This window comes from Pedobacter sp. UYP30 (assembly GCF_040547165.1).
GTDB lineage: Bacteria > Bacteroidota > Bacteroidia > Sphingobacteriales > Sphingobacteriaceae > Pedobacter.
In genome coordinates this window covers 91,995-112,635 of sequence record NZ_JBEPPD010000014.1, presented here as the reverse complement: position 1 = coordinate 112,635, position 20,641 = coordinate 91,995, and the positions used below count along the sequence as shown (strand labels likewise).

The following is a 20,641-nucleotide window of genomic DNA, read 5'->3' as shown; positions in this document are numbered from 1 at the left end:
TATTTCTGGAACATGATCTCCATAGAGGTAAGAACGGTGCGAACGGTAACTGTAGCAGGATCTTGATCTATTGGAACGGTCCTGAAGCTGTTCGCAGCCTTGATGTTCTTATAAACAAATACTGTCTTTTTGGTCAGGGAACTATTGTTGATTTTCATGACTTGGATTGTTGGTAGTTAAAAATATTGGGGTTATTTCTGGAACATAACCTCCATAGAGGTAAGAACGGTGCGAACGGTAACTGTGGCAGGATCTTGATCTATTGGAACGGTCCGGAAGCTGTTCGCCGCCTTGATGTTCTTATAAAGAAATACTGTTTTTTTGGTTAAGTTTGCTGTGTAAATGGCTTTCATAATCTTTATGTTAAAATACTTGTAAATGTGTAATGATTTGTTGAAACAAAAGTGCAAGTTAAAAACAGAAAGATATAAATTTTTACATCAAGCATCTAATATAGAGGAAGAAAACTCTAGTCCGGTAGATTTATGACATTGACGAACCTTTTTGCCAACTTTTCTGGCTTTTGCCTTAAAAACAAAACTCATCTTGTTGTTTGGAGTTGTTTTATTATCTATGAAGTATTTATTACGGGCTTCATAAACGGTGGCTTTGGCCAACCAGGAATCTATGTAATATCATATATTTCCGCAATTACCGTATTTTATACGTACGCTTTTCTGCTTAAGGTTGCGCTTTCAATAAAAAAAATTACAGTCCGATTTTTGGCAGTTGTTCTTGTGATAGTTTTCGGGTTAATATTTAACATAGTGATTGTGGCAGTATTGAGATATTTTTTTGCCATGATTTCTTTAATAGTTGTTAGAGACCCAACAACCATTAATAAAAACTTTATTCTAACAAATGTTTGGAGAGGGCTGTATTTCATTGGCTTTGGCACAGGGTACTTCTACATCAAAAAGTTTGCTGAAAACAGGGAAGTTGTTGAAGAACTTAGGCGCAAAAGCTTGTTGGACCAGATAGAAAGACACAGCTTGGAAAACTCGCTCATTCAAAGCCAAAATAATTATTTACGTAGTCAAATCAATCCACACTTTTTGTTCAACACGCTCAATTTTATCTACAACGACGCCAGAAAGAAAGCTCCTGTTGCTGCAGATGCCATTATGAACCTCTCGGAAATGATGCGATATGCCTTAAAAAGAAGTGAAGCATTAGAGGTTGTACCTATTACAGAAGAGATCGAACAAATTGAGCATTTGATAGAATTACATAAACTACGCACGAAAAATGCAGTCAATTTAGATTTTTTGGTGGAGGGCAATCTAATGGGGGTGCGTTTTCCGCCTTTGGTATTATTAACTCTGGTGGAAAATTTGTTTAAGCACGGCAACATTTTGCACCCAACGCAGCCAGCTCTAATTAGTCTGAAGCGACAACAGAATATTTTAGAAATAAAAATCTGCAACGTGATAGGCCCAACTCAACAGAATAATGACCGTAGTCATAAAGTTGGTGTAACAAACACAAAAACTAGGTTAGAAAACATATATAAGGGTAACTGTACTTTTAATTGCTACATAAATGAGGTAAAAAACACCTACACCACAGAAATATCTGTCGACCTAAATTTTACCCCAAAAAAATAATGGTTTGAGAGCCTGTTTAAATTTTGATAAAAAAGATTGCTATAGCCAGCTCGGTGGGATCGGCCTAGCAACTGTTTGGAGGAAAAAACGCCTAAAGCTGCTTGCAGAGACCTATCGTGTTACTGGTGCGAAGAGGATTCGCAGCCGCGCGCAGGGAAAAGCTAGGGGAAAGGCCTCGAATAATCGATATTAAGCGGCTTGTCGAATTTTTACCCAAAGAAGTGCCAGCCTTGAGTTTATTCATTAGTGCGTATTTTTTTTTCTGCATTCATGAGCTCGCAGAAATGCTCGGTTTTGCTACTTTTTTGTCAAGAAAAAAGTAGAACTCCCGTCCGGATAGGACAGCGTTGGGTAAAGTAGAGGGCGTTTTGGGTAAGGTTGAAGCCTGACTAGAGAAATAAAATTGTAAAATTTAAACAGGCTCTGAGGCTAATGTCTAGGGCTATTTGGCAACAGTTAAACCTTTATTTAGCTTTTTTTAGCGCCTGATTTCGTTGTATATCTTTAAAAAAGAAATAATAAACAACCATTTCATGGCTTCGTTGATGGCTGCCGAAAAGCCGATTAACGTGCATGTGCAGCAAACTACTTAACAGCGCTGGTCTTTTCTTAATCTCGGCTTTTTGCAACACCGAAATTAAACTTTGTGAGAATTGATTAAATTTCTCTAATTGTTCTTCATTTATTTCCGCAGCTTCGTATGTACGATAGCTTTGATACTGTTCGTTTAATTTTTTAAAGTCTGCAGCCTCTAAATGATGTTCTTTATTAAACGAATCAGAAATCTGCCGCACTAGTATCATAAAAAATTTAGGCTCAAAAATATCCGCATCAGCAATGAATTCAAGTACCCGACTGCAAGATTTGTACTTATCAAAATCGCTTGGCTGGATTGCTAAAAGTGCGAGTACAAATTCGCTATCCAAAGAGAAATGCTCCTCTATTTTTTCGATGTTTTCTGCTCCGTACCTTTCTAATTCTCGTCTATACATTTTAGATTGCACATCTGACACGATCCCTAATTCCAGATACGGAAACAATTTTTCAGTAAGAACAGCGGTCAGTTCATGAGAATTTTTGGGCTTCCTTAATAACATTCTAAGCCTAATATGCTCACCATTTTCATTATAGCGAATAAAAAACCAACGTTCTATCTCAGGCCGGTGCTCAGTAATAAAACCACCAATCACATCTAATAGAATTTCGTCTATTCTTTGTTGGTGGCAATAAATTTCCAAATACAGCCAAGCTCCACCTAATGGAAAGTACTGTTGTACAGCAGGTGTGTTTTCCAGGTCAAGAGCGTTTATACCATTAAATACCTTTTCTTGGTGATACAGGTTTAAATTAAACTGCGCAAAATACGGATTGCCGGTTTCATCGAACACCGTGCTTTTGTTAGGAACTAAAACTTCCTCTACATACACCTCGTCTTTTTTCTCCATAAACTGCATAAATGCCTCGAGGTCTTCCTTATTTTGCATATTAAAACACAAGGTCTGATCGCTCAAACCAGCTTTAAAATAGGCTGATATTCCTTTGTCTTCTAAATAACTTCTTAAAACTTCTGTGGTAGGATTTTCTTTTGCTTTACTCAAATATTCTTCCTTTTTAATTTTCCATTTTGCAACACTCAACACCAAGTTGTGATATTGCAGACGGGGATAATAATTTAACTCTGGAAAAACGCTTGAAAGCGAAAAAGACAGGCTAGTTTGGACCTTGTGGTGTTGCAGATCGCACAGCAATCTAAATGCAGACAAATCTGAACGCGAATAGTTATAAGCGCTCGCCATGCGAGGCACCAAACGCTTGTTTAATCTTTTAGATCTTATGATAACCTCAGAATCTACTACAGATACCATGAAATCATTCAGGCTGAGCGGTTCTTTACTGGTATCAAAATTAAGAATGGAAAGTTGGTAATCGTAAATCTGCTTTCTTCTATTTATGTTGTCTACGTTATTTTCTGCAAGATAGGATACATCAAAAAAGAACACATCGGGGTTTGCTTTCTGCTCCAACTGTGCCGTTTCTACACAATGGTTTTCAATCTTTTCATTTGCTAATGTAAACCTTCCGGCAAGCGCGTTTGCAGTAGCGCCGCCTATTGTCTCTGCAATAACAAGATCATCGGCAACGGTTAAAAGTACGCTAATTGTGTTCGGAAGTTTTGAACCCAAACCCGGTTGACCTAATTGCATTTTATTAAGAAAAACGGTTTCGCCATTTTTAAAAGATTTTTCTGAAAGCTTAATTTCAATTTCTTCCTTTAAAACATTAAGAACTTCAGGCTTTTTTTCCTCTCGACCTGTAAATTGGGTCACAAAATCTTCGCCGCTTCCGCCTTGTTCCAAGTCTTCATAGCCCACGCCCATTTCTGGATCTAAAGCTACAACCAAAGGAACCTCTTGCTGATCGAATTTTCTCTTAAACCTATTAATAAAATTTGCTAATGGAGGCCTTTCTTCCAATGGCAATAATTGGTTTACAAAGCCAATCAAATTTGGCAAGTGTTGCAGCAACTTTGGGTCTATGTTTGCACTAATTACCTCTCTTTGCGCAATAATATATTTGGGTGTTTCAGGAGAAGATTCAACACCAATTCGCTCAAAATAATCTTCGCCAATGCTATTAGGGTCTTTTTCTAAAAAAATAAGTTGAAGTTCGTGCATCTGTGCCAACAGTCCTTTCAAATCCTCAATTTCATTTTCTGCAACTTTTAAGAACGCTATTAACTTACTGACTTTAATTGGTGTTAAGCAAGCATCCAAAACACTTTCAACCAATCGGTTATCGCCAATTTCAGAAAGCTCGAAAACATTGTTTGCAAAAGAAACATAACGCAAACCTTCTTTTGTTTTGTAGTAGGTGCTGTTGCTAAAAACAAGCGTATCGGCTAAAATTTCGTTTTCTACATCGCGCGGCACGCTACTTTTATAAGGCCAATCTATAAAACTGCTAATTTTTTGTGCTGCTTGAATGACAATACTGCTTTCTCCAGCGGCTATGCAATTTTCTAAAACCCCTACGCTGGCAAATGTGCCATAAGGCGTAGCCCTAAATTTTGCCCTATTAAAATATTTCCAAATGGTAAACTTTACTTTTGGCGGCAGGTCATTCAAATCGTCCTTAGAAACATCCTTAATAATTTCATAAAATGATGCCGAAGAAATAGATATGGCGTCTTTTAATTCCTCCCAAACAGACACTAAATCTGCCATGTAAGAAAACCTGGGTGTTCGGAAAATTATATTGGGATGAATGTTGGGTTTCATAAAATGAGTTTCAAATTTACGGCCTGTGGTTAATAGGCGATGATTCTGCTAAATTTAACAATTAAGCGATTAAAAAAAAGATACTTCAACACTAAATTTCGTTTGTAGAGATAGAAGCCAAAGCCATTTTTATCTCGCCATAGCTAACTTCATCACCCAGTAAAGCCTTAAGCTCCCCAAAATTTTTAGTGTCGAGTTTTTTCGCCGCAGACAAGACTTTCTTAACCTTTTCCTCCTCTACAAAATCGGTAACCGACAGTTCGTTCTTAGCGATATAATGTGCAAGATGCCCTTCTATGGTGTTTGCTGTAAGTTTACGTTCGTCTGCAATCTCTGCAATGCTTTTACCTTGCTTATTGAGTTCGAAAGAAAGCAATTTTGTATCAACTTTTGGCTCTTTGCTTCTCGCCGATTTTACTTTAGGCATACTTTCCTTTGCAATAATAACATCTTGCATTTGGTTTTTTCTAACCTCTGGATCTAAGAGTTTATCTAAATCCATTTTGTTAAATGTACGCCCGTCTATAAAAGCATCGAGCAAGGCATTGGCTTTTAGCATTCTTTTCCGTTGCTCATAAATGCCAATTTCTAATTCGAGCAACTCGCCCAAATAGGCTTTAACCTGCTTTTCTTCTTTAACTTTTTCTATGTGCGCTAAAAATTGTTTTGATAGTTGCAAGAACAAGGGCTCGAAATAGCCGAGCGCTGCTTTCGTTCTCTTTGCAGCGTTGCTTAAGGTAAATTTATCGTGCGAAACAAAAATACTTTGAAGCTGCTTTACAAAGCTGTTCCCAGTTTCGGCTATTTTCTTAAACTCCTCGTACACATCTTTTGCCCAGCTTTCATACTGCTGCTTAGCAGATTTGCCTTCTGTTTTATCATAGCTCTGATAATGTTCTTTAAAGTAAAACAACATCGTGTCGAAACTAAATGCGCCAAACAAATAGTCTTTAATAAAAACAAAGCTTTCCTTATCAATGGTATTATCTAACTCTTCTGTAGTTTTCTTTGTATTAGAAAAGTAATAGATGTTCTCATCTTGTCTCAAACCGCCCTCTCGCAGATTAGAGGTAAGCACAAGGCCATCCAACGACCTTAGCCTTGACAAGGCAACGTAGGCTTGACCAGGTGCAAAAGCATCGCCAATATCTATAATTGCCTTATCAAAAGTTAAGCCTTGGCTTTTGTGCACCGTAATTGCCCAGGCCAATTTTATCGGATATTGGATAAAAGATCCAACGCTATTTTCTTGGATTTCGTTAGTGGCCTCGTCTAAAGAATATTTTACGTTTTCCCAGGTAAATGGCGAAATGGCAATAATGCCGTGGTCTTCTGGCAGTTCAATTTCTATCAGGTCTTCCTCCAAACGATGAACCACCCCAATTTTTCCATTAAAATAACGCCGTTCGCCGCTTGCATCATTTTTGACAAACATAATCTGCGCGCCAACTTTTAACTCTAAATGCTGCTCTGCAGGATAGGCGTATTCGCTAAACTCACCCTCTACTTTCGAATCAAAAAACATCGAATCTCCTTTTAACAACGCAAGTCGTTCTCTATTAATGGCATCAGCCTTATTGTTGTGTGTGGTGAGTGTAATGTAATTTTCATCGGCCTTTGGCTTAAAATTTTCTTTATAATGGCTTTTAAGTAGAGCGGTGTCGGCAGCGTTTATTTTGTTGTTACGCAAATTATTTAACAAGTCGATAAAAACATGATCTTGTTGGCGATAAATCTTATCTAGTTCTATGTACACTGGCGGATTATCTGCTAAAGCAAGCGCATCAAAAAAATAAACGCTTTTATAAAACTTGCCCATTAACTGTGCTTCGTTTTGTTTAACAACCGGAGGCAATTGGTGCAGATCGCCGATGAACAGCATCTGGACGCCTCCAAAAGGTACATTTCTAACACGCCTAATGTAACGAAGAGCAAAGTCTATGGCGTCGAGCAAATCTGCCCGCAGCATACTTACCTCATCTATAACCAACAGTTCCATCTCTTGGATCATGCGCTTTTTGTTGGCACGCATGTTTAGGTGTTTTACAAGGGTTTTACCAGTGTTAACACCAAAATTTATATGCGCATCGATGTATTTTACGCCCGCATCTGGAATAAAAGTGCCAAATGGTAGCTGAAAAAGCGAATGAATGGTAATGCCCTTTGCGTTTATAGCGGCAATGCCCGTAGGCGCAACAATAATTGCTTTCTTATGTGTAGATTGAATTAGGTTGTGGAGAAAGGTTGTTTTACCAGTCCCTGCTTTACCGGTTAAAAACACATGTCGTGATGTATAATTTACAAATTTAGATGCAAGATCTGACGGAATAGAGGTTTCGTAAAATTGTTCCATAGTTAAAAGAGCGCTTTATAATTTTACCAGCTTTGCCATAAAGTTACAAAATAGATTTGTTAGTGCTATAAACGTGCGCTTAAACATTAAGATAAGCCGATAAAAACACCAAATTGGCTCAAAAGCTTAGTCTCAAACTTACTACTTTTAATGATTGTTAATCCATCTAAAAAAACCTTATTCTGCTCTGCAGAATTTAAGACGGTTGAAATTTACTATTTTTGAACCATGACCTCTAAAGAAATCGAAAGCAACCTCTTAACGCTTATAGCCAATTTTAATACCGAAGAATTTATCTACGATTTGCTTTTAAGCTATGGGATTTCTAAAACCTCTATAGTTAGGCTTAAAAAAGGCGACTTTAATATGTCTAAAGTAGCCGGAGAAGTTTTATACAAGGGCAAACTCTTTTTTACTACAGCTACGACAGATTTACATTTAAGGGTAGAGCAACTAGCTATAGAAGAGCGTATCTTAAAGCAGAAACCGAGGTTTATAATCTGCACAGATTACAAAATATTAGTTGCTAAAGATTTAAAAACCAAAGCCAATATAGATATCCCGATTGCAGATTTACCCAGCAATTACGATTTCTTTTTGCCTTTAAGCGGTGCAGAGGTTTACAAATCTAAAAACGATAACAAGGCCGATAGAGAAGCATCTTACCAATTAGCCCGCTTGTACGATATTTTGGTGCAAGATAACCCCGAATATGCCAAAGAAAGCCATCAATTAAACCTATTTCTATCTCGCTTACTGTTTTGCTTCTTTGCAGAAGATACCGATATTTTTAATCCAGTTGGGGTTTTTACCGATGCGTTGGCGCAGCATACCCAAAACAGCGGGGTAGATGTTGATGAGTTTTTAAACGCGCTGTTTAAAAAACTAAATACCGATGTTGGAGCGTTTCCGACTTACTTACAAAAGTTTCCGTATGTAAACGGAGGCTTGTTTAAAGACAGCATTACCGCCCCTCATTTCTCTAGCAAGGCTAGGCAAATATTGCTCGACTGTGGCGATTTAGACTGGAGCGAAATTAACCCCGATATTTTTGGCTCTATGATACAGGCCGTAGCCGACCCCGAAGAGCGGAGCGACTTGGGCATGCATTATACATCGGTACCAAATATTAAAAAATTAATTGAACCATTATTTTTAAACACGTTAACGGAGGAGTTTGATAAACAACAGGATAATCTAAATGCCTTAAATATTTTGATTGCCCGTTTAGGTAAAATTAAATTTTTCGACCCTGCTTGTGGTAGTGGTAACTTTTTAATTATCACCTACAAAGAAATACGACTTTTAGAGATAGAAATTATTAAACGGATTGCAGAGCTGAGCATGCAAAAAGGACTAACCGTACCCTTGCAATTTACCAACATTAAACTCTCGCAATTTTACGGCATAGAAATTAAAGATTTTGCCCACGAAATGGCCATTCTTTCTTTATGGTTGGCAGAGCACCAAATGAACAAAGTTTTTGATGACCGACTTGAGGGTGTAGGCCAAAGTAAACCCATTTTGCCACTAAAAGAGGCTGGTAATATTGTAAGTGGGAACGCTACCCGACTTAGTTGGGAAGCTGTTTGCCCGCGTAAGGCAAATGATGAAATTTATATTTTGGGAAACCCGCCGTATTTGGGGAGTAGTCGTCAAAACTCCTCACAGAAATCAGATATGGATTTAACTTTTCATAACGTTAAGAATTATAAAAAGCTAGACTTTATTGCTAACTGGTTCTTCTTAGCTACAGAATTCATAAAAGGGTTAAATTCAAAATATGCATTTGTTACTACTAACTCAATAACGCAAGGGGAACAAGTAGCATTGCTATGGCCACTAATTCTTAACCGAAATCAAGAGATATTCTTTGCACACCAGTCTTTCAAATGGACAAATAATGCAAGAGGAAATGCCGGGGTTTCCGTAGTGATAATTGGAATTCGTAACAATGAGAACAATGAAAAATTAATCTTCAACGATAACACAATTCAGACTGTAAAAAATATAAGTCCCTATCTCAGTAATTCAGAAAATTTAATTATTAGAGCTAGGTTATTGCCAATTTCAAAATTTCCAGAAATGATTATTGGAAGTAAAATTAGCGATGATGGCCATTTAACTTTAGAGCCTCAAGACAAACAGAATCTAATCGCCACGAATCCTAATATTGAAAAATACATTAAAAAGTATATCGGAGCCCAAGAATTTATTAAGGGTAATCATAGATATTGTATTCATATTGACAAAGATGAAGAAGAAGCTTTCAGTATTACACAACTTAAAGAAAGGTTTGAAAAGGTTAGATTATTTAGAGAAAAAAGTACAAAAGTTGCTACTCGAAAGAAAGCTTTAAAACCTCATCTTTTTGACGAAGATAAATATCAGAATCATGATTTTCTTTTAGTCCCGCAAACGGGTTCAGAACGAAGAGAATATGTTCCGATTGGTTATTTTAATGATACTTATTTGCCTTCAAATGGTTGCCGAGTAATTTATCAATCTCAACCGTGGTTATTCGGTGTTTTATCTTCTAAAATGCATATAGTTTGGGTTAAAGCTGTTGCAGGTAGGTTGAAAACAGATATGCAATATTCAAATACACTCTGCTACAACACCTTTCCATTTCCAGACATCAGCACCAAGCAGAAAGATACCATTAGCCAATATGTGTTTGATGTTTTAGATGAGCGGGCAAAGTTTCCAGAAAAAACCATGGCTTGGTTGTACAACCCAGATACCATGCCCGCTGCCCTAAACAAAGCACATAAAGCATTAGATTTTGCTATAGAACAAATTTACCGTTTGGCACCGTTTAACAACGATGCCGAGCGTTTGGCTTATTTGTTTAAGCTGTATGAAGAGATGTGCAAAAAGGATACGTTGTTTGCGAAGGTTAAAAAGGGGAAGAAAAAATGAGCATAGAAGACAAAAATAAGGAGTATAAAAGCCTTAAGAAAGCTGTGGGTGATAAATCAAATCATCGAGATTTGGCAGAAACATGCGTTTGCTTTGCTAATGCGCAGGGAGGCGAAATTGTCGTTGGTTTTGAGGATAAACAAAACGAACCGCCGGTAAACCAGCAAATCAATCAGGAAGATGTGAATGCTTTACTTAAATCGTTAAGGTCGTTAACTGATAACGTGGCTATAATTCCTTCTGATATAATTACACATGCAAATGATGGGCAATATTTCAGTCTTAAAGTGCTCCCGTCTTTACGCACTATTGCAACCACCACCGCTGGCAAGGTATTTATAAGAATAAGCGATAATTGTTTCCCTGTTAGCAGTGAAGAACTTACCCGTCTTGCATCAGAAAAAACAGGTTTTCAATGGGAAATAATTACCGCCCAAAAAGTTTTGATTGAAAATGCGGACTCGTTAAAAATAAAAAATCTACTCGGTGATCTACGGTCATCTAGTAAAGTTTCTGATTTTATTAAAGAAAACTCAGATGAAGAAATGCTGTCCTATTATCAATTGCTAAATGACGATGTTGCACTAACAAATTTGGGAATCCTTTGGTTGGGTAAACAAAATCAGATAGCTAGATTGAGTTATCCAATAACAGTACAATACATTGTATATGATGATAGGGAAGAAAAAATCCGAAAAAAAGAATGGCACTTTCATTTACACAGTCCTAAAGAAATATTGCTCGAAATCGAAAAGGAAGCAGTCGAATTAACTTACAGTACAGAGTTGCCCGATGGTTTGTTCCGAAAAAATATAAGACAATATCCAAAAGAAGTTATTCGAGAACTTTTGGTAAATGCCATAGCACATAAAAAATATACCATATCTGGAGATATTTTTATTGAGGTTTATACGGATAGATTGCGCATAACCAGTCCTGGAAGTCTGCCATTAGGCGTTACCACAAATAACATTTTACATCAAAGACAAAGGCGAAATCCGCATTTAATAACATTAATGGCCGATTTGAGGTTAATGGAAGGCGAAGGTTCTGGTTATGATTTGGTTTATGAAAAATTAGCTCGAGATGCTAAGCCTTTGCCCAAAATAGAAAGCGATTTTTCTAGCGTAAGCGTTACTGTTTTTTCGAAAATAGTTAACACGGATGTGATATCGATATTAGATTATATAGAACAGCATTTTAGGCTTACACAAAAAGAGTATATTACATTGGGTATAATTGCCACACACAAGAAAATACCTGCAACCCAACTAGCCTCATATTTACAGCTTAGCAGCGATGATAGAACAAGAAGTTGGTTAGGCACTTTATTAGAAAAAGGTATTATAATTTCTTATGGAGAAAAGAAAGCAACCCAATATTTGCTTAATCCAAAATTATTTGAACAAGCAAAACTGGAAATTAAGCCCTCTTTAAAAACTATGGAACCTTATGTATTAGATGCGCTCATTAAAGAAGATTTGAAGTATAACAGCCCAAGTTCAATGGGCGAAATAAAAGCCAGATTAAATGGGGTTCCAGAAAATGAAATTCAGACATCAGTTTATAAATTGGTTAGAAACAATGAATTAACGGTAATGGGAGGTAAGAAAAATAGAACATACGAATTGGCATAAAAAAAATAATAAATAAATAAATAAATAAATAAATAAATGCAAAGTACTGTATTACAATCGTTTAATCATTTATTTTTTATTTGTAGTTACAAGTATTATAAATAAGTATCAAAAAACATTTTACACACCTTGAGCAAGAATTGAATCATAGTGTCTGATAATACTAATTGGCAACTCATCTAAGCTTTAAAAATTCTTAAGCTCTAGCTAGAGACATAGCAGTTAAAATATAACAATCTAATTATCAATGCTCCAAAAGGCGATTTAAAAATTAGAAGAATTACTATCCAATAACATATAGAAACAACAAAACAAAATGAATTACGCCCCAGACCTAGAAGCAATATTAACCGAAGAAAATATCTCAAAAGAGGGCATTTTATACCTGACCATTAAAAACGAATTTTTAAACGAAATACGCTTAGGCGAAAAAAATGTAGAATATAGAGACTTAAGTGAGTTTTACCTGCAACGATTTTTTATTAAGGATAATAAGGGAAGTTACTCCGTGCCGAAGAGGCTTACGCATTTACTATTGCAAGGTGGTTACGCTGCCAACAGTCCGCGTATGTTGGTGCAGCTAAAAGGCCTTGTTGTAAATGGTCAAGATTATCCCGCTAATTTAGAGACTAATGGGTTTGAATGTTACGAAGATTGCGTTAATTGTTTACTTGGCGATATAGAATATGACAACGGCACAGCCGATACCTATATTTCTGTGCCAGTGAAAACAAGAGCTAAAAGACAGGTTCGAGAAATTACGCACCCACAATATATTAAGCCAATAAACTTGGTAAATGTTACCTATGAGCAAACCGGCGAAAGCAAAAAGACCAATGTTTTAGGTATGCGAGAAATGCAACAAAAAGCTTATGATGCCCGTTCTGCAAAATATTTGTTGTTAAAAGCACCTCCTGCTTCGGGCAAATCTATGGCCCTAATGTTTATTGCGCTAGATAAATTGATAAACCAAGGTATTAAGAAAGTAATTGTAACCGTGCCAGAACGTTCGATAGGTAGCTCATTTAGCCCCACCCAGTTAAGCAAATATGGTTTCTTTGCAGATTGGGATTTAAACCCGAAGTACAACCTTTGTACACCAGGTGGCGATGGTAGTAAGGTAAAAGCTTTTATTAACTTTTTAGAAAGTGACGAACGGGTATTAATTTGTACACACGCAACTTTGCGCTTTGCTTTTGAGGGCATACAACCAACTGATTTAAACGATTGTTTATTGGCTATAGATGAGTTTCACCACGTATCTGCTGATGGCGACAATCGTTTGGGTGAGGTAATTAAAAAAGTGATGGAAAAGTCAACTGCACATTTGGTTGCTATGACGGGTTCTTACTTTAGGGGTGACAGTGTCCCAGTTTTATTGCCCGAAGAAGAAGCTAAATTTACTAAAGTGACTTACAATTATTACCAACAATTAAATGGCTATGATTATTTAAAATCTTTGGGTATTGGTTATCATTTCTATCAAGGGCGCTATTATAAAAAACACGCAGATAAGCAAATGTCTGCTTTAGAAGAGGTTTTAGACGAAGACTTAAAAACCATTATTCACATTCCAAGCGTTAACTCTGCAGAGTCTTCAAAAGAAAAATTAGAAGAGGTGAGCCACATAATAGAATGCATTGGAGACTTAGAATATCAAGATCCCGAAACAGGAATTTTATTTGTAAAGAGTAAACGCACTGGAAGGATTTTAAAAATTGCCGATTTAGTTAACGATAACCCAAAAGAAAGAGATAAAGTCGTTGCGTTTTTACGTGGCATTAGCCAAGCAGACGATATTGATATGATTATTGCATTAGGTATGGCAAAGGAAGGATTCGATTGGCCGTTTTGTCAACATGCGCTAACTATAGGATATCGCGGCTCGCTTACAGAGATTATCCAAATTATAGGTAGGGCAACCAGAGATAACAGCAACAAATCTCACGCCCAGTTTACCAACTTAATTGCACAACCAGATGCTGTTGACGATGATGTAAAATTAGCGGTGAATAATATGTTGAAGGCTATAACTGCATCTTTGTTAATGGAACAGGTGTTGGCGCCAAATTTTAAATTTAAACCAATGATTGATGAGAATGACGATGAGGAGGGTGGAAATGATGAAGGTCGAGAAGAAGGTGGCAGGATCATAAAAATTAGGGGTTTTAAATTGCCAACCTCACAACGTGCAAAAGACATTATAGAAAGCGATTTAAATGATTTAAAAGCTAAGATATTGCAGGATGATGTAATGTTAAGAGCTATGCCAGGCAATATTGAGCCAGAAGTAATAAACACCATAATTATTCCACGTATTATTAGAGAGGTTTACCCAGATTTAAGTGCCGATGATTTGGAAGCAGTAAGACAACACATTGTAGTAGATTCTGTAATAAAAAATAGCACAATAGAAGAACAGGGCGATAAGAAGTTCATTAGAATGGCAGGTAGCTTTGTTAATATTGATGATATTGAAATAGACTTGATTGATAGGATTAATCCTTTTCAAAAAGCTTTTGAGATTTTGTCCAAATCTGTAACTACTTCCGTGTTGCGTGCCATTCAAGATACCATCAACGTATCTAAATTAGAAATGACCGAAGCCGAAGCTATTTTGCTTTGGCCAAAAGTTAAAGAATGGGCAAAAGAGCATGGCGAGCCGAGTTTACAATCCTACGATCAGAAAGAACAAAGAATGGCACAGGCTGTTGTATTTTTAAGAGAGGCTAAAAGAAAAAAACAGCAAGAGAATGGCTAAAACTTTAGATGACATATTTGAGGATGATGATTTTGGCTTATTAAATCCAAAAGAAAGGGTTTCGAACGTTAAATCTGATGAAGATAGAATGATTGATGCTTTTGAGGAGATTAATACTTTTTATGCCAAGAATGATAGAGAACCGGGAAGGCAATCTATGTCTGAGTACAATCTTTCGGCAGTATTGAAAGGCTTCCAAGCAGACGAGAAGAAAAAGAAAATTTTGAAGCCTTTTGATCGATTCAACTTATTAGGTTTTGTAGAAATGGATAAACAAACGTTAGATGAGATTTTTGAAGAGGATGATTTAGGTTTACTGGATAGTAATTCAGACCAATCAATTCACCAATTTATTCATACTCCCAAAGTCGATAAACGTGCCGAAACAGATTTTGTGGCACAAAGAACTTCAATTACGAATGATGAGTTTACCGCTTATGAAGAAATGTTTGCGAGGGTACATCGGGAATTAAAAGCGGGTGCTCGGAGGTTGTTGCCTTTTGACAACATGGAGAAAAATTTACAGATAGGAAATTTTTATCTTTTAGATGGAATTTTACTTCTTTTAGAAGATGCTGAATTAGAAACTAAGTTTAAGGATGTAAAATCTGGTGGAAGATTAAGAATAGATGGACGAACAACAACCGTTTTTGAAAATGCTACAAAATCTAATATGTTTTTTCGTTCTTTGGGAAAATTGATACAAAAGAATGGTAAGCTGATTACCAACACGTATGAGGCTGTTCAGGATCAATTGAATCAAAACGCAGGTTTAGTTGAGGAAGAAAACCTTAAGAGTGGTTGGATCTATATTTTGAGGTCGAAATCTAATAAAAATGAAATAGCCAGTATTAATAATTTGTTTAAGATTGGGTTTTCCACTACTAAGGTTAGCGACAGAATAAAAAATGCATCAAAAGAGGCAACTTATCTTTACGACGAAGTAGAAATAGTCGCAAACTATTCCTGTTATGATTTAAATGTTCATGCCTTCGAGAATTTGATACATAGATTTTTTGCTTCTACTTGTTTGAATATTGATATTTATAATCCTAACGGAACGCGAATGGTTCCTAGAGAATGGTTTGTTGTTCCGCTATCAATAATAGACGAGGCAATTAATCTTTTAATAAAGGGCACAATTATCAATTATAGGTTCGATTTAGATACTCAGACAATTCGTTTAAGGTAAGTGAAAATAGATAACTGAGAAGTAAAAATTAACATAACTCTATCATGCAAGTAAATTACGATACTTATGAATTAATGGATTTTACCTGTAAAAGTTGTGGTTGGACAGGCAAAGGAAAAGAGCTATCCAACCGTGATTTTAGTGAAGACAGTTTTATTGGCGATTTATTGTGTCCCAAATGTTTAGACATGATTGCGCATTGGCAAGCGCCACTAAGCTAAATATTTAAACCCCTTATTTCCCAAACAATGTTGTATAAATAGAGTACACATAATTTTTTGGGTTTTCACTCGCTCTAAAAGGAATGTTCACATCAAAAAGTTCGCTTAATTTCTTGTTGGTCTCCGCCATAAAAAGCTCCTTTTCTTTGGCAAGAACTTCAGCATCGAGCACACCAGCGCTGCCATTAAACAAAGTTTCTCCTTTACCCATGGTTTTCAAAATGTACAAATTTGGTTCTACATGTTCATTTTTAGACATTTGCTCGTACACGTAGGTATAAAAAAGCGTTTGAATTAAGGCTTTGTTTATTCTGCCGAAGTCGGTATCAAAACAATCTTCTATAGTTCTATACTTTAGCAAATCGCTTCCGGTTTTATAATCTACAATTCTATAAACTCCGTTTTTTAAATCTACCCGATCTATGATCCCATAAAATTTTACTTGCTGCTGCGTGCCATTAACTTCAAAAGAAAAATTTGCCGTTCCTCTCTGTTCAAGACCAATTAAAGTAAAGGGAGCTTCCTCAGTATCTTTCTTCAAAATAATATTTACGTATTCGGCTACAATGGCGAAAACAATTTTTTGCATGGCATTTAGCGTGAGTTTACCTGCGATTTTTTTTACGTTTGCCAATCGTATTTCCTTAGGTTCTCCGTACTTTCTACCATACACGTTATCTGCAAAACCTTGTGTAATCAGCGTTGGAATTATCTTTCTTTGCTGCGTAATGCGCTCTGCCGTTATTTCTCCGTCCTCTCTTAACAACGGCTGATAGAAATGTTCCATCACATAATGCAAAATCGAGCCTAAATTTCTAGCATCGATAGTTTCTTCTACCTCGTTTGGTTCTTCAATGCACGCAATATATTTGTAAAAAAAATCTATCGGATTGCTGATGTAGGTGGTAAAAGCAGATGCCGAAAGCGTTCTTGCTCCGGTTAAATACTGATTTAATGCCTGCTGAACTTTCTCTGTCTTTATAATTTCTTCTTCTCTATTTAGTTGCGTTCTAACAGGCAATTGCAATTCTTTATAATGAAAATCAAATCCACTTTCATAAGCCAATTGCTTCAAAAATCGAGAAGGTTCTCCGCTATTGCTTTCGTCGGTGAGATAATTATAGACAAAATCTATATTGTTGCTGCGTTGTATCAACCTGTAAAACATGTAGGCCGAAATAGCATCTTGATTCTCCAAGACAGGCATACCGTACGCACGGCGCAAACTATCTGGAATAAAAGTGGTAGCGGTTGCCGATTGAGGAACCACACCTTCATTTAATCCCAATATAATTACCCTATCGAAATTTAAATTTCTGCTTTCGAGCAATCCCATAACCTGTAAGCCACTAAGCGGGTTGCCCTCTAAGGCTACAGAGATACCGGCAAGTGTTTTCTGAATAAGCGAGAGGATAAAACCAAGTTCCAGTCTGTCTTGGTATTTCCTCAAATGTGCTGTTAAAGTATCTTGCAGTCTATTTAATTCTTGAATGGTTTTAGCAAAAAGCAGGGCATCAATTTCCTTTAAATTTTTAGTTGCTAGCTCTCTTTGCAATACGTATTCCAACAATTCTATCAATCCTTTAACAGCATCTACAGGTTTAGTTATGGGCGAGAAAAACAACTCAAAAAGGCCACCTTGGCGCGTCAGCCTTTCAGATGGAACTTCCAATAACTGCTCGTTAATCAAACTATCTCCAATTTTTTCTTGCATTTTTTCGGTTAACCCGATGAGTGGATGAAACAAGAACGATTGTAAAGTTTGATATAAAACAGTTCCTTTATAGGAAAGTTCAGTTTGTATGCTAAGCCATAAATCTGCCAAACCATAAACAGATGAATTGCCAAGGCCAAAGCCCATGGTAACGTTCACCTCTATTTGCTCGCCAGTTTTCTCATCTCGACTTGGGATCGTTTGTAAAACTGGAATCAACAAGCTTTCATCGGCTAAAATAATGGCAGTAGAAAACCCTGGCTTTTCTTTAGAAATTAACCTTTGTTCGTCTTTTAGCAACTGATTCAAGATTTTTGCCTGGGCAGTTTGTCCTTGCACCTTAAATACATTTACATCTCGTTTAGAAGATTTTATGTAGCTCGCTTTGTTATTCAGTTGGTTAAGCAATCCTATCTTCTCTAAATTTCTTCGCAAAAACAAACCGGCCTCCTGCATTTCATCTTCCAGATAATAAGCGTCTACATCAAAATAAAAGATGGCTTTATCTTCAGTTTGCCAACGTTTAAACGCTTTGGCTTCTGCTTTGCTCAAGGCATTAAAACCTACAAAAACCAACTTTTTCCCTAAATATCTTTGTGTAAAATCAACCTCATCTATACCCGAAGCAACGGCACTATACAATTTGCTCATCGTTATAAAGCCTTCGTCTTTTAATTTTTGATGAAAATTTTTGTACAACAAAGGCATCCGGTGCCACATTTTAATAAATTGCACCTGTTGATTTTTGGCCTTCCCTTCTGAATAAGATTGCCAGAATTGAGATAAAAATATCTTTTGATCCTCTGTTAAAAAATCAAACTGCTCGTTAATTGCCGCGATGTCTTCAAGTTCTAAAAACAACTTTTCTGCTGGCACCAAATCATTGTCTATCTGGCTAAAATCTCCCAAAATAATGTTTGCAACCGCATGAAATTTTGCGATTGACGGAATATTCTCTTTGCCCTCGTTTTTAAGCAATTGTGTATAGCAATCGTACAGTGCAAAAAACTGGGTATAATAATCGGCGATTTTTAAATTTGTGCCCTCTGCAAAAAACTCTTGCACAGTAAAAAAAGTCGGACTCCAAAAAGGCTTTTTATAAATGTCGGCCAGATGCTTTTGTAAGTAGGCAACTGGGCGCTTGTTGTTAAAAACAATGGCACAATCTTGCAAATTAACGCCAAATTTGGCAACTAAATCTTCTGCAACTTCTTGTAGAAATGGTTTCATTTTATATTATTTACGTCATGCTGAACTCTTTTCAGCATCGTTTTGAACAAAATCCTGAAATAACTTCAGCGTGACGATTTGTGTAATTTAAACTCCCTTTAATTAACTCTTAAAATATTCCAAGTTATACAATTTAATACACCTCCATCTTTAGCTAAATCAGAACTGTGCACTGAAATAATTTGATGTTTTGGGAAGAGTGTTTCAAACTGCCTGATTGCTTTTTCGTCTTCCAGAATATTGAAAGTCGGAAGTATAATCGTCTGTCCCAATTCTAAGTAATTTATATAAATTCCTGTCGCATCGATACCTTTCGAATTACCATACGGATTATAAGGGATTTCAATAAAGCCAACTCCAGCATTGCTGAGGGCAGTTTTACATCCTATTTCAAATTTTTTATCCTCTTTTGAAAATTCATTTATCAAAACAGTATTATCGCCATAAAACCTCAGAATTCCGTCGGCGTGACCAATTTTATCTTTGGGGTGCGTTGGGATAAAAATAATATCATCAATCTGAAAAATATTTTTCAATTCTGCTATCAAATCGTTATATGCAACTAGCGGATTTTCGAAGAAAATTTTATCACACATTATGATTTTTTTTTCACTTCGGACGACATTTCCGCCATCTAAAATAATTGAAGATTTCTTCAATTCTATGTTGATTTGGGAGCATATCAAATCAACATCTGAAATTGTTTTCTTCCACTTTATGGAATCCATTAGATAATCAGGGGCGTAATTAAATTTAATGAATTCATTTTCATCAACCTGAATTGGCATATAATCTACAGCCCATACATCTTTTGTTTGAGGCAAAACTCCGTATGCTATTTTAGCTTTATTCAATACTTTTTGAAATTCAGCATAAAATGCTGGGTATTTTAAAGGCAATGAATCTGCTAGGTAAATAAAATTGGCTTGACTATCTGTAATCATCTAAAGAAACTTTGAGCCGAAAAGTTTATTAACGTCGTCGGTTGATAATTCCGGGTATTGCTTTATCATATCTTTTGCAATTTTAGTCTTATCCTTCAATTTTAAGTGAGGAAAAATTACAAATCTAAATTTACCTTTATGAAATTTAGAGTCAGCGGAGATATCATTTGCTTCATTTAAACCAATTCGATTTGTTTCAATAACGTATTCTTGTTCTGGCATCAATGCTCCTTGCTTATCTCTACTAATATCTGCCAAGAAAAAGATATTTGGTGTTTCATCAAAAGCTCCATTTAGTTTTGAGAAAATTTCGGTTTTCACATTCAAAGGCCCGTGAATCTCATTCTTAACGAAAAATTTATCTTTTGGAGCGTCGTTACTAATTTCTGCTATTGCCCGGATTAAAATTCCTCCGTGATTATTGCTATCTCCAAATGTAAGATCCATTCCAGAACCGTGGCTGTACCATTTTCCATTCTCTAATTGGCGTTCATGCTTGTGAGCATAAATATCTTCAAATTTATCTTTAGCATAAAAATAGAACTCTAAATCTAACAAGCGATAATGAGTGTGGTTTACAAGCAGTTTATAATCGTTAAATAATTTCCGAGCTATTTCTCTAAAGCTATTTACTACAGTTCCTTCTGTCGAAGAATTAATCTCTAAGTACATATCTAAATTTGTTTGATGATTGAATTGTCCCAAAACTTGGTTAATAACTATTCTTCCTTTCGAAGGTAGTGGAGAAACCTTTAAATCCTGCAATAAATATAAGTCAAAGA

General features: G+C 36.2%; 11 protein-coding genes. 6 read left to right on the top strand and 5 right to left on the bottom strand.

Annotated features, from left to right (window positions below; all coding sequences use genetic code 11):
• Positions 1-773 precede the first annotated feature (773 nt).
• Positions 774-1,607: a sensor histidine kinase gene (locus ABIB40_RS15145; RefSeq protein WP_354360230.1), complete on the top strand. Its 834-nt coding sequence runs from the start codon at positions 774-776 to the stop codon at positions 1,605-1,607.
• Between the two features lie 464 nt (positions 1,608-2,071).
• Here ABIB40_RS15145 and ABIB40_RS15140 read toward each other — a convergent pair whose 3' ends face one another.
• Together ABIB40_RS15140 and ABIB40_RS15135 are read right to left on the bottom strand one after the other, a co-directional pair.
• A complete protein-coding gene (locus ABIB40_RS15140) occupies positions 2,072-4,885 on the bottom strand; it encodes a lantibiotic dehydratase (RefSeq protein WP_354360229.1) in 2,814 nt (937 codons plus the stop codon).
• 91 nt (positions 4,886-4,976) lie between these two features.
• Positions 4,977-7,238 carry a helix-turn-helix domain-containing protein gene (locus ABIB40_RS15135; protein ID WP_354360228.1) on the bottom strand — a complete coding sequence of 754 codons (2,262 nt, stop codon included), beginning with the start codon at positions 7,236-7,238 and terminating at the stop codon, positions 4,977-4,979.
• 228 nt (positions 7,239-7,466) lie between these two features.
• Here ABIB40_RS15135 and ABIB40_RS15130 point away from each other — a divergent pair, with 228 nt between their 5' ends.
• The 5 genes from ABIB40_RS15130 (at position 7,467) to ABIB40_RS15110 (ending at position 15,971) form a co-directional block, all read left to right on the top strand.
• Positions 7,467-10,160, top strand: coding sequence for a class I SAM-dependent DNA methyltransferase (locus tag ABIB40_RS15130; protein ID WP_354360227.1), 2,694 nt, complete (start codon positions 7,467-7,469; stop codon positions 10,158-10,160).
• Positions 10,157-11,797 (top strand): ATP-binding protein, encoded by a 1,641-nt coding sequence (locus ABIB40_RS15125; RefSeq protein ID WP_354360226.1) that lies wholly within the window; start codon positions 10,157-10,159, stop codon positions 11,795-11,797. The genes ABIB40_RS15130 and ABIB40_RS15125 overlap by 4 nt, the downstream gene beginning before the upstream one ends.
• 316 nt (positions 11,798-12,113) lie before the next feature.
• Complete coding sequence (locus tag ABIB40_RS15120; protein ID WP_354360225.1) at positions 12,114-14,558, top strand: DEAD/DEAH box helicase; 2,445 nt, start codon at positions 12,114-12,116, stop codon at positions 14,556-14,558.
• Positions 14,551-15,750, top strand: a complete 1,200-nt coding sequence (locus ABIB40_RS15115) for a GIY-YIG nuclease family protein (protein WP_354360224.1) — start codon at positions 14,551-14,553, stop codon at positions 15,748-15,750. Before ABIB40_RS15120 ends, ABIB40_RS15115 begins: the two co-directional genes overlap by 8 nt.
• Before the next feature lie 44 nt (positions 15,751-15,794).
• Positions 15,795-15,971: a hypothetical protein gene (locus tag ABIB40_RS15110; protein WP_354360223.1), complete on the top strand. Its 177-nt coding sequence runs from the start codon at positions 15,795-15,797 to the stop codon at positions 15,969-15,971.
• A 13-nt stretch (positions 15,972-15,984) separates the two neighbouring features.
• Here the strand turns inward: ABIB40_RS15110 and ABIB40_RS15105 are convergent, their stop codons facing one another.
• From ABIB40_RS15105 to ABIB40_RS15095, 3 genes are all read right to left on the bottom strand, one after another.
• A complete protein-coding gene (locus ABIB40_RS15105; protein WP_354360222.1) occupies positions 15,985-18,915 on the bottom strand; it encodes a PD-(D/E)XK nuclease family protein in 2,931 nt (976 codons plus the stop codon).
• Between the two features lie 98 nt (positions 18,916-19,013).
• Positions 19,014-19,859 (bottom strand): agmatine deiminase family protein, encoded by an 846-nt coding sequence (locus tag ABIB40_RS15100; protein WP_354360221.1) that lies wholly within the window; start codon positions 19,857-19,859, stop codon positions 19,014-19,016.
• On the bottom strand, positions 19,860-20,624 hold the full coding sequence (locus ABIB40_RS15095) for a hypothetical protein (RefSeq protein ID WP_354360220.1): 765 nt from the start codon (positions 20,622-20,624) through the stop codon (positions 19,860-19,862).
• Positions 20,625-20,641: the final 17 nt, after the last annotated feature.

What these genes read in the sequence shown, in the direction of transcription:
- ABIB40_RS15140 (WP_354360229.1), bottom strand. Translation starts at nt 4,885, where the DNA reads ATGAAACCCAACATTCATCCCAATATAATTTTCCGAACACCCAGGTTT.
- ABIB40_RS15135 (WP_354360228.1), bottom strand. Translation starts at nt 7,238, where the DNA reads ATGGAACAATTTTACGAAACCTCTATTCCGTCAGATCTTGCATCTAAA.
- ABIB40_RS15130 (WP_354360227.1), top strand. Translation starts at nt 7,467, where the DNA reads ATGACCTCTAAAGAAATCGAAAGCAACCTCTTAACGCTTATAGCCAAT.
- ABIB40_RS15125 (WP_354360226.1), top strand. Translation starts at nt 10,157, where the DNA reads ATGAGCATAGAAGACAAAAATAAGGAGTATAAAAGCCTTAAGAAAGCT.
- ABIB40_RS15120 (WP_354360225.1), top strand. Translation starts at nt 12,114, where the DNA reads ATGAATTACGCCCCAGACCTAGAAGCAATATTAACCGAAGAAAATATC.
- ABIB40_RS15115 (WP_354360224.1), top strand. Translation starts at nt 14,551, where the DNA reads ATGGCTAAAACTTTAGATGACATATTTGAGGATGATGATTTTGGCTTA.
- ABIB40_RS15110 (WP_354360223.1), top strand. Translation starts at nt 15,795, where the DNA reads ATGCAAGTAAATTACGATACTTATGAATTAATGGATTTTACCTGTAAA.
- ABIB40_RS15105 (WP_354360222.1), bottom strand. Translation starts at nt 18,915, where the DNA reads ATGAAACCATTTCTACAAGAAGTTGCAGAAGATTTAGTTGCCAAATTT.
- ABIB40_RS15100 (WP_354360221.1), bottom strand. Translation starts at nt 19,859, where the DNA reads ATGATTACAGATAGTCAAGCCAATTTTATTTACCTAGCAGATTCATTG.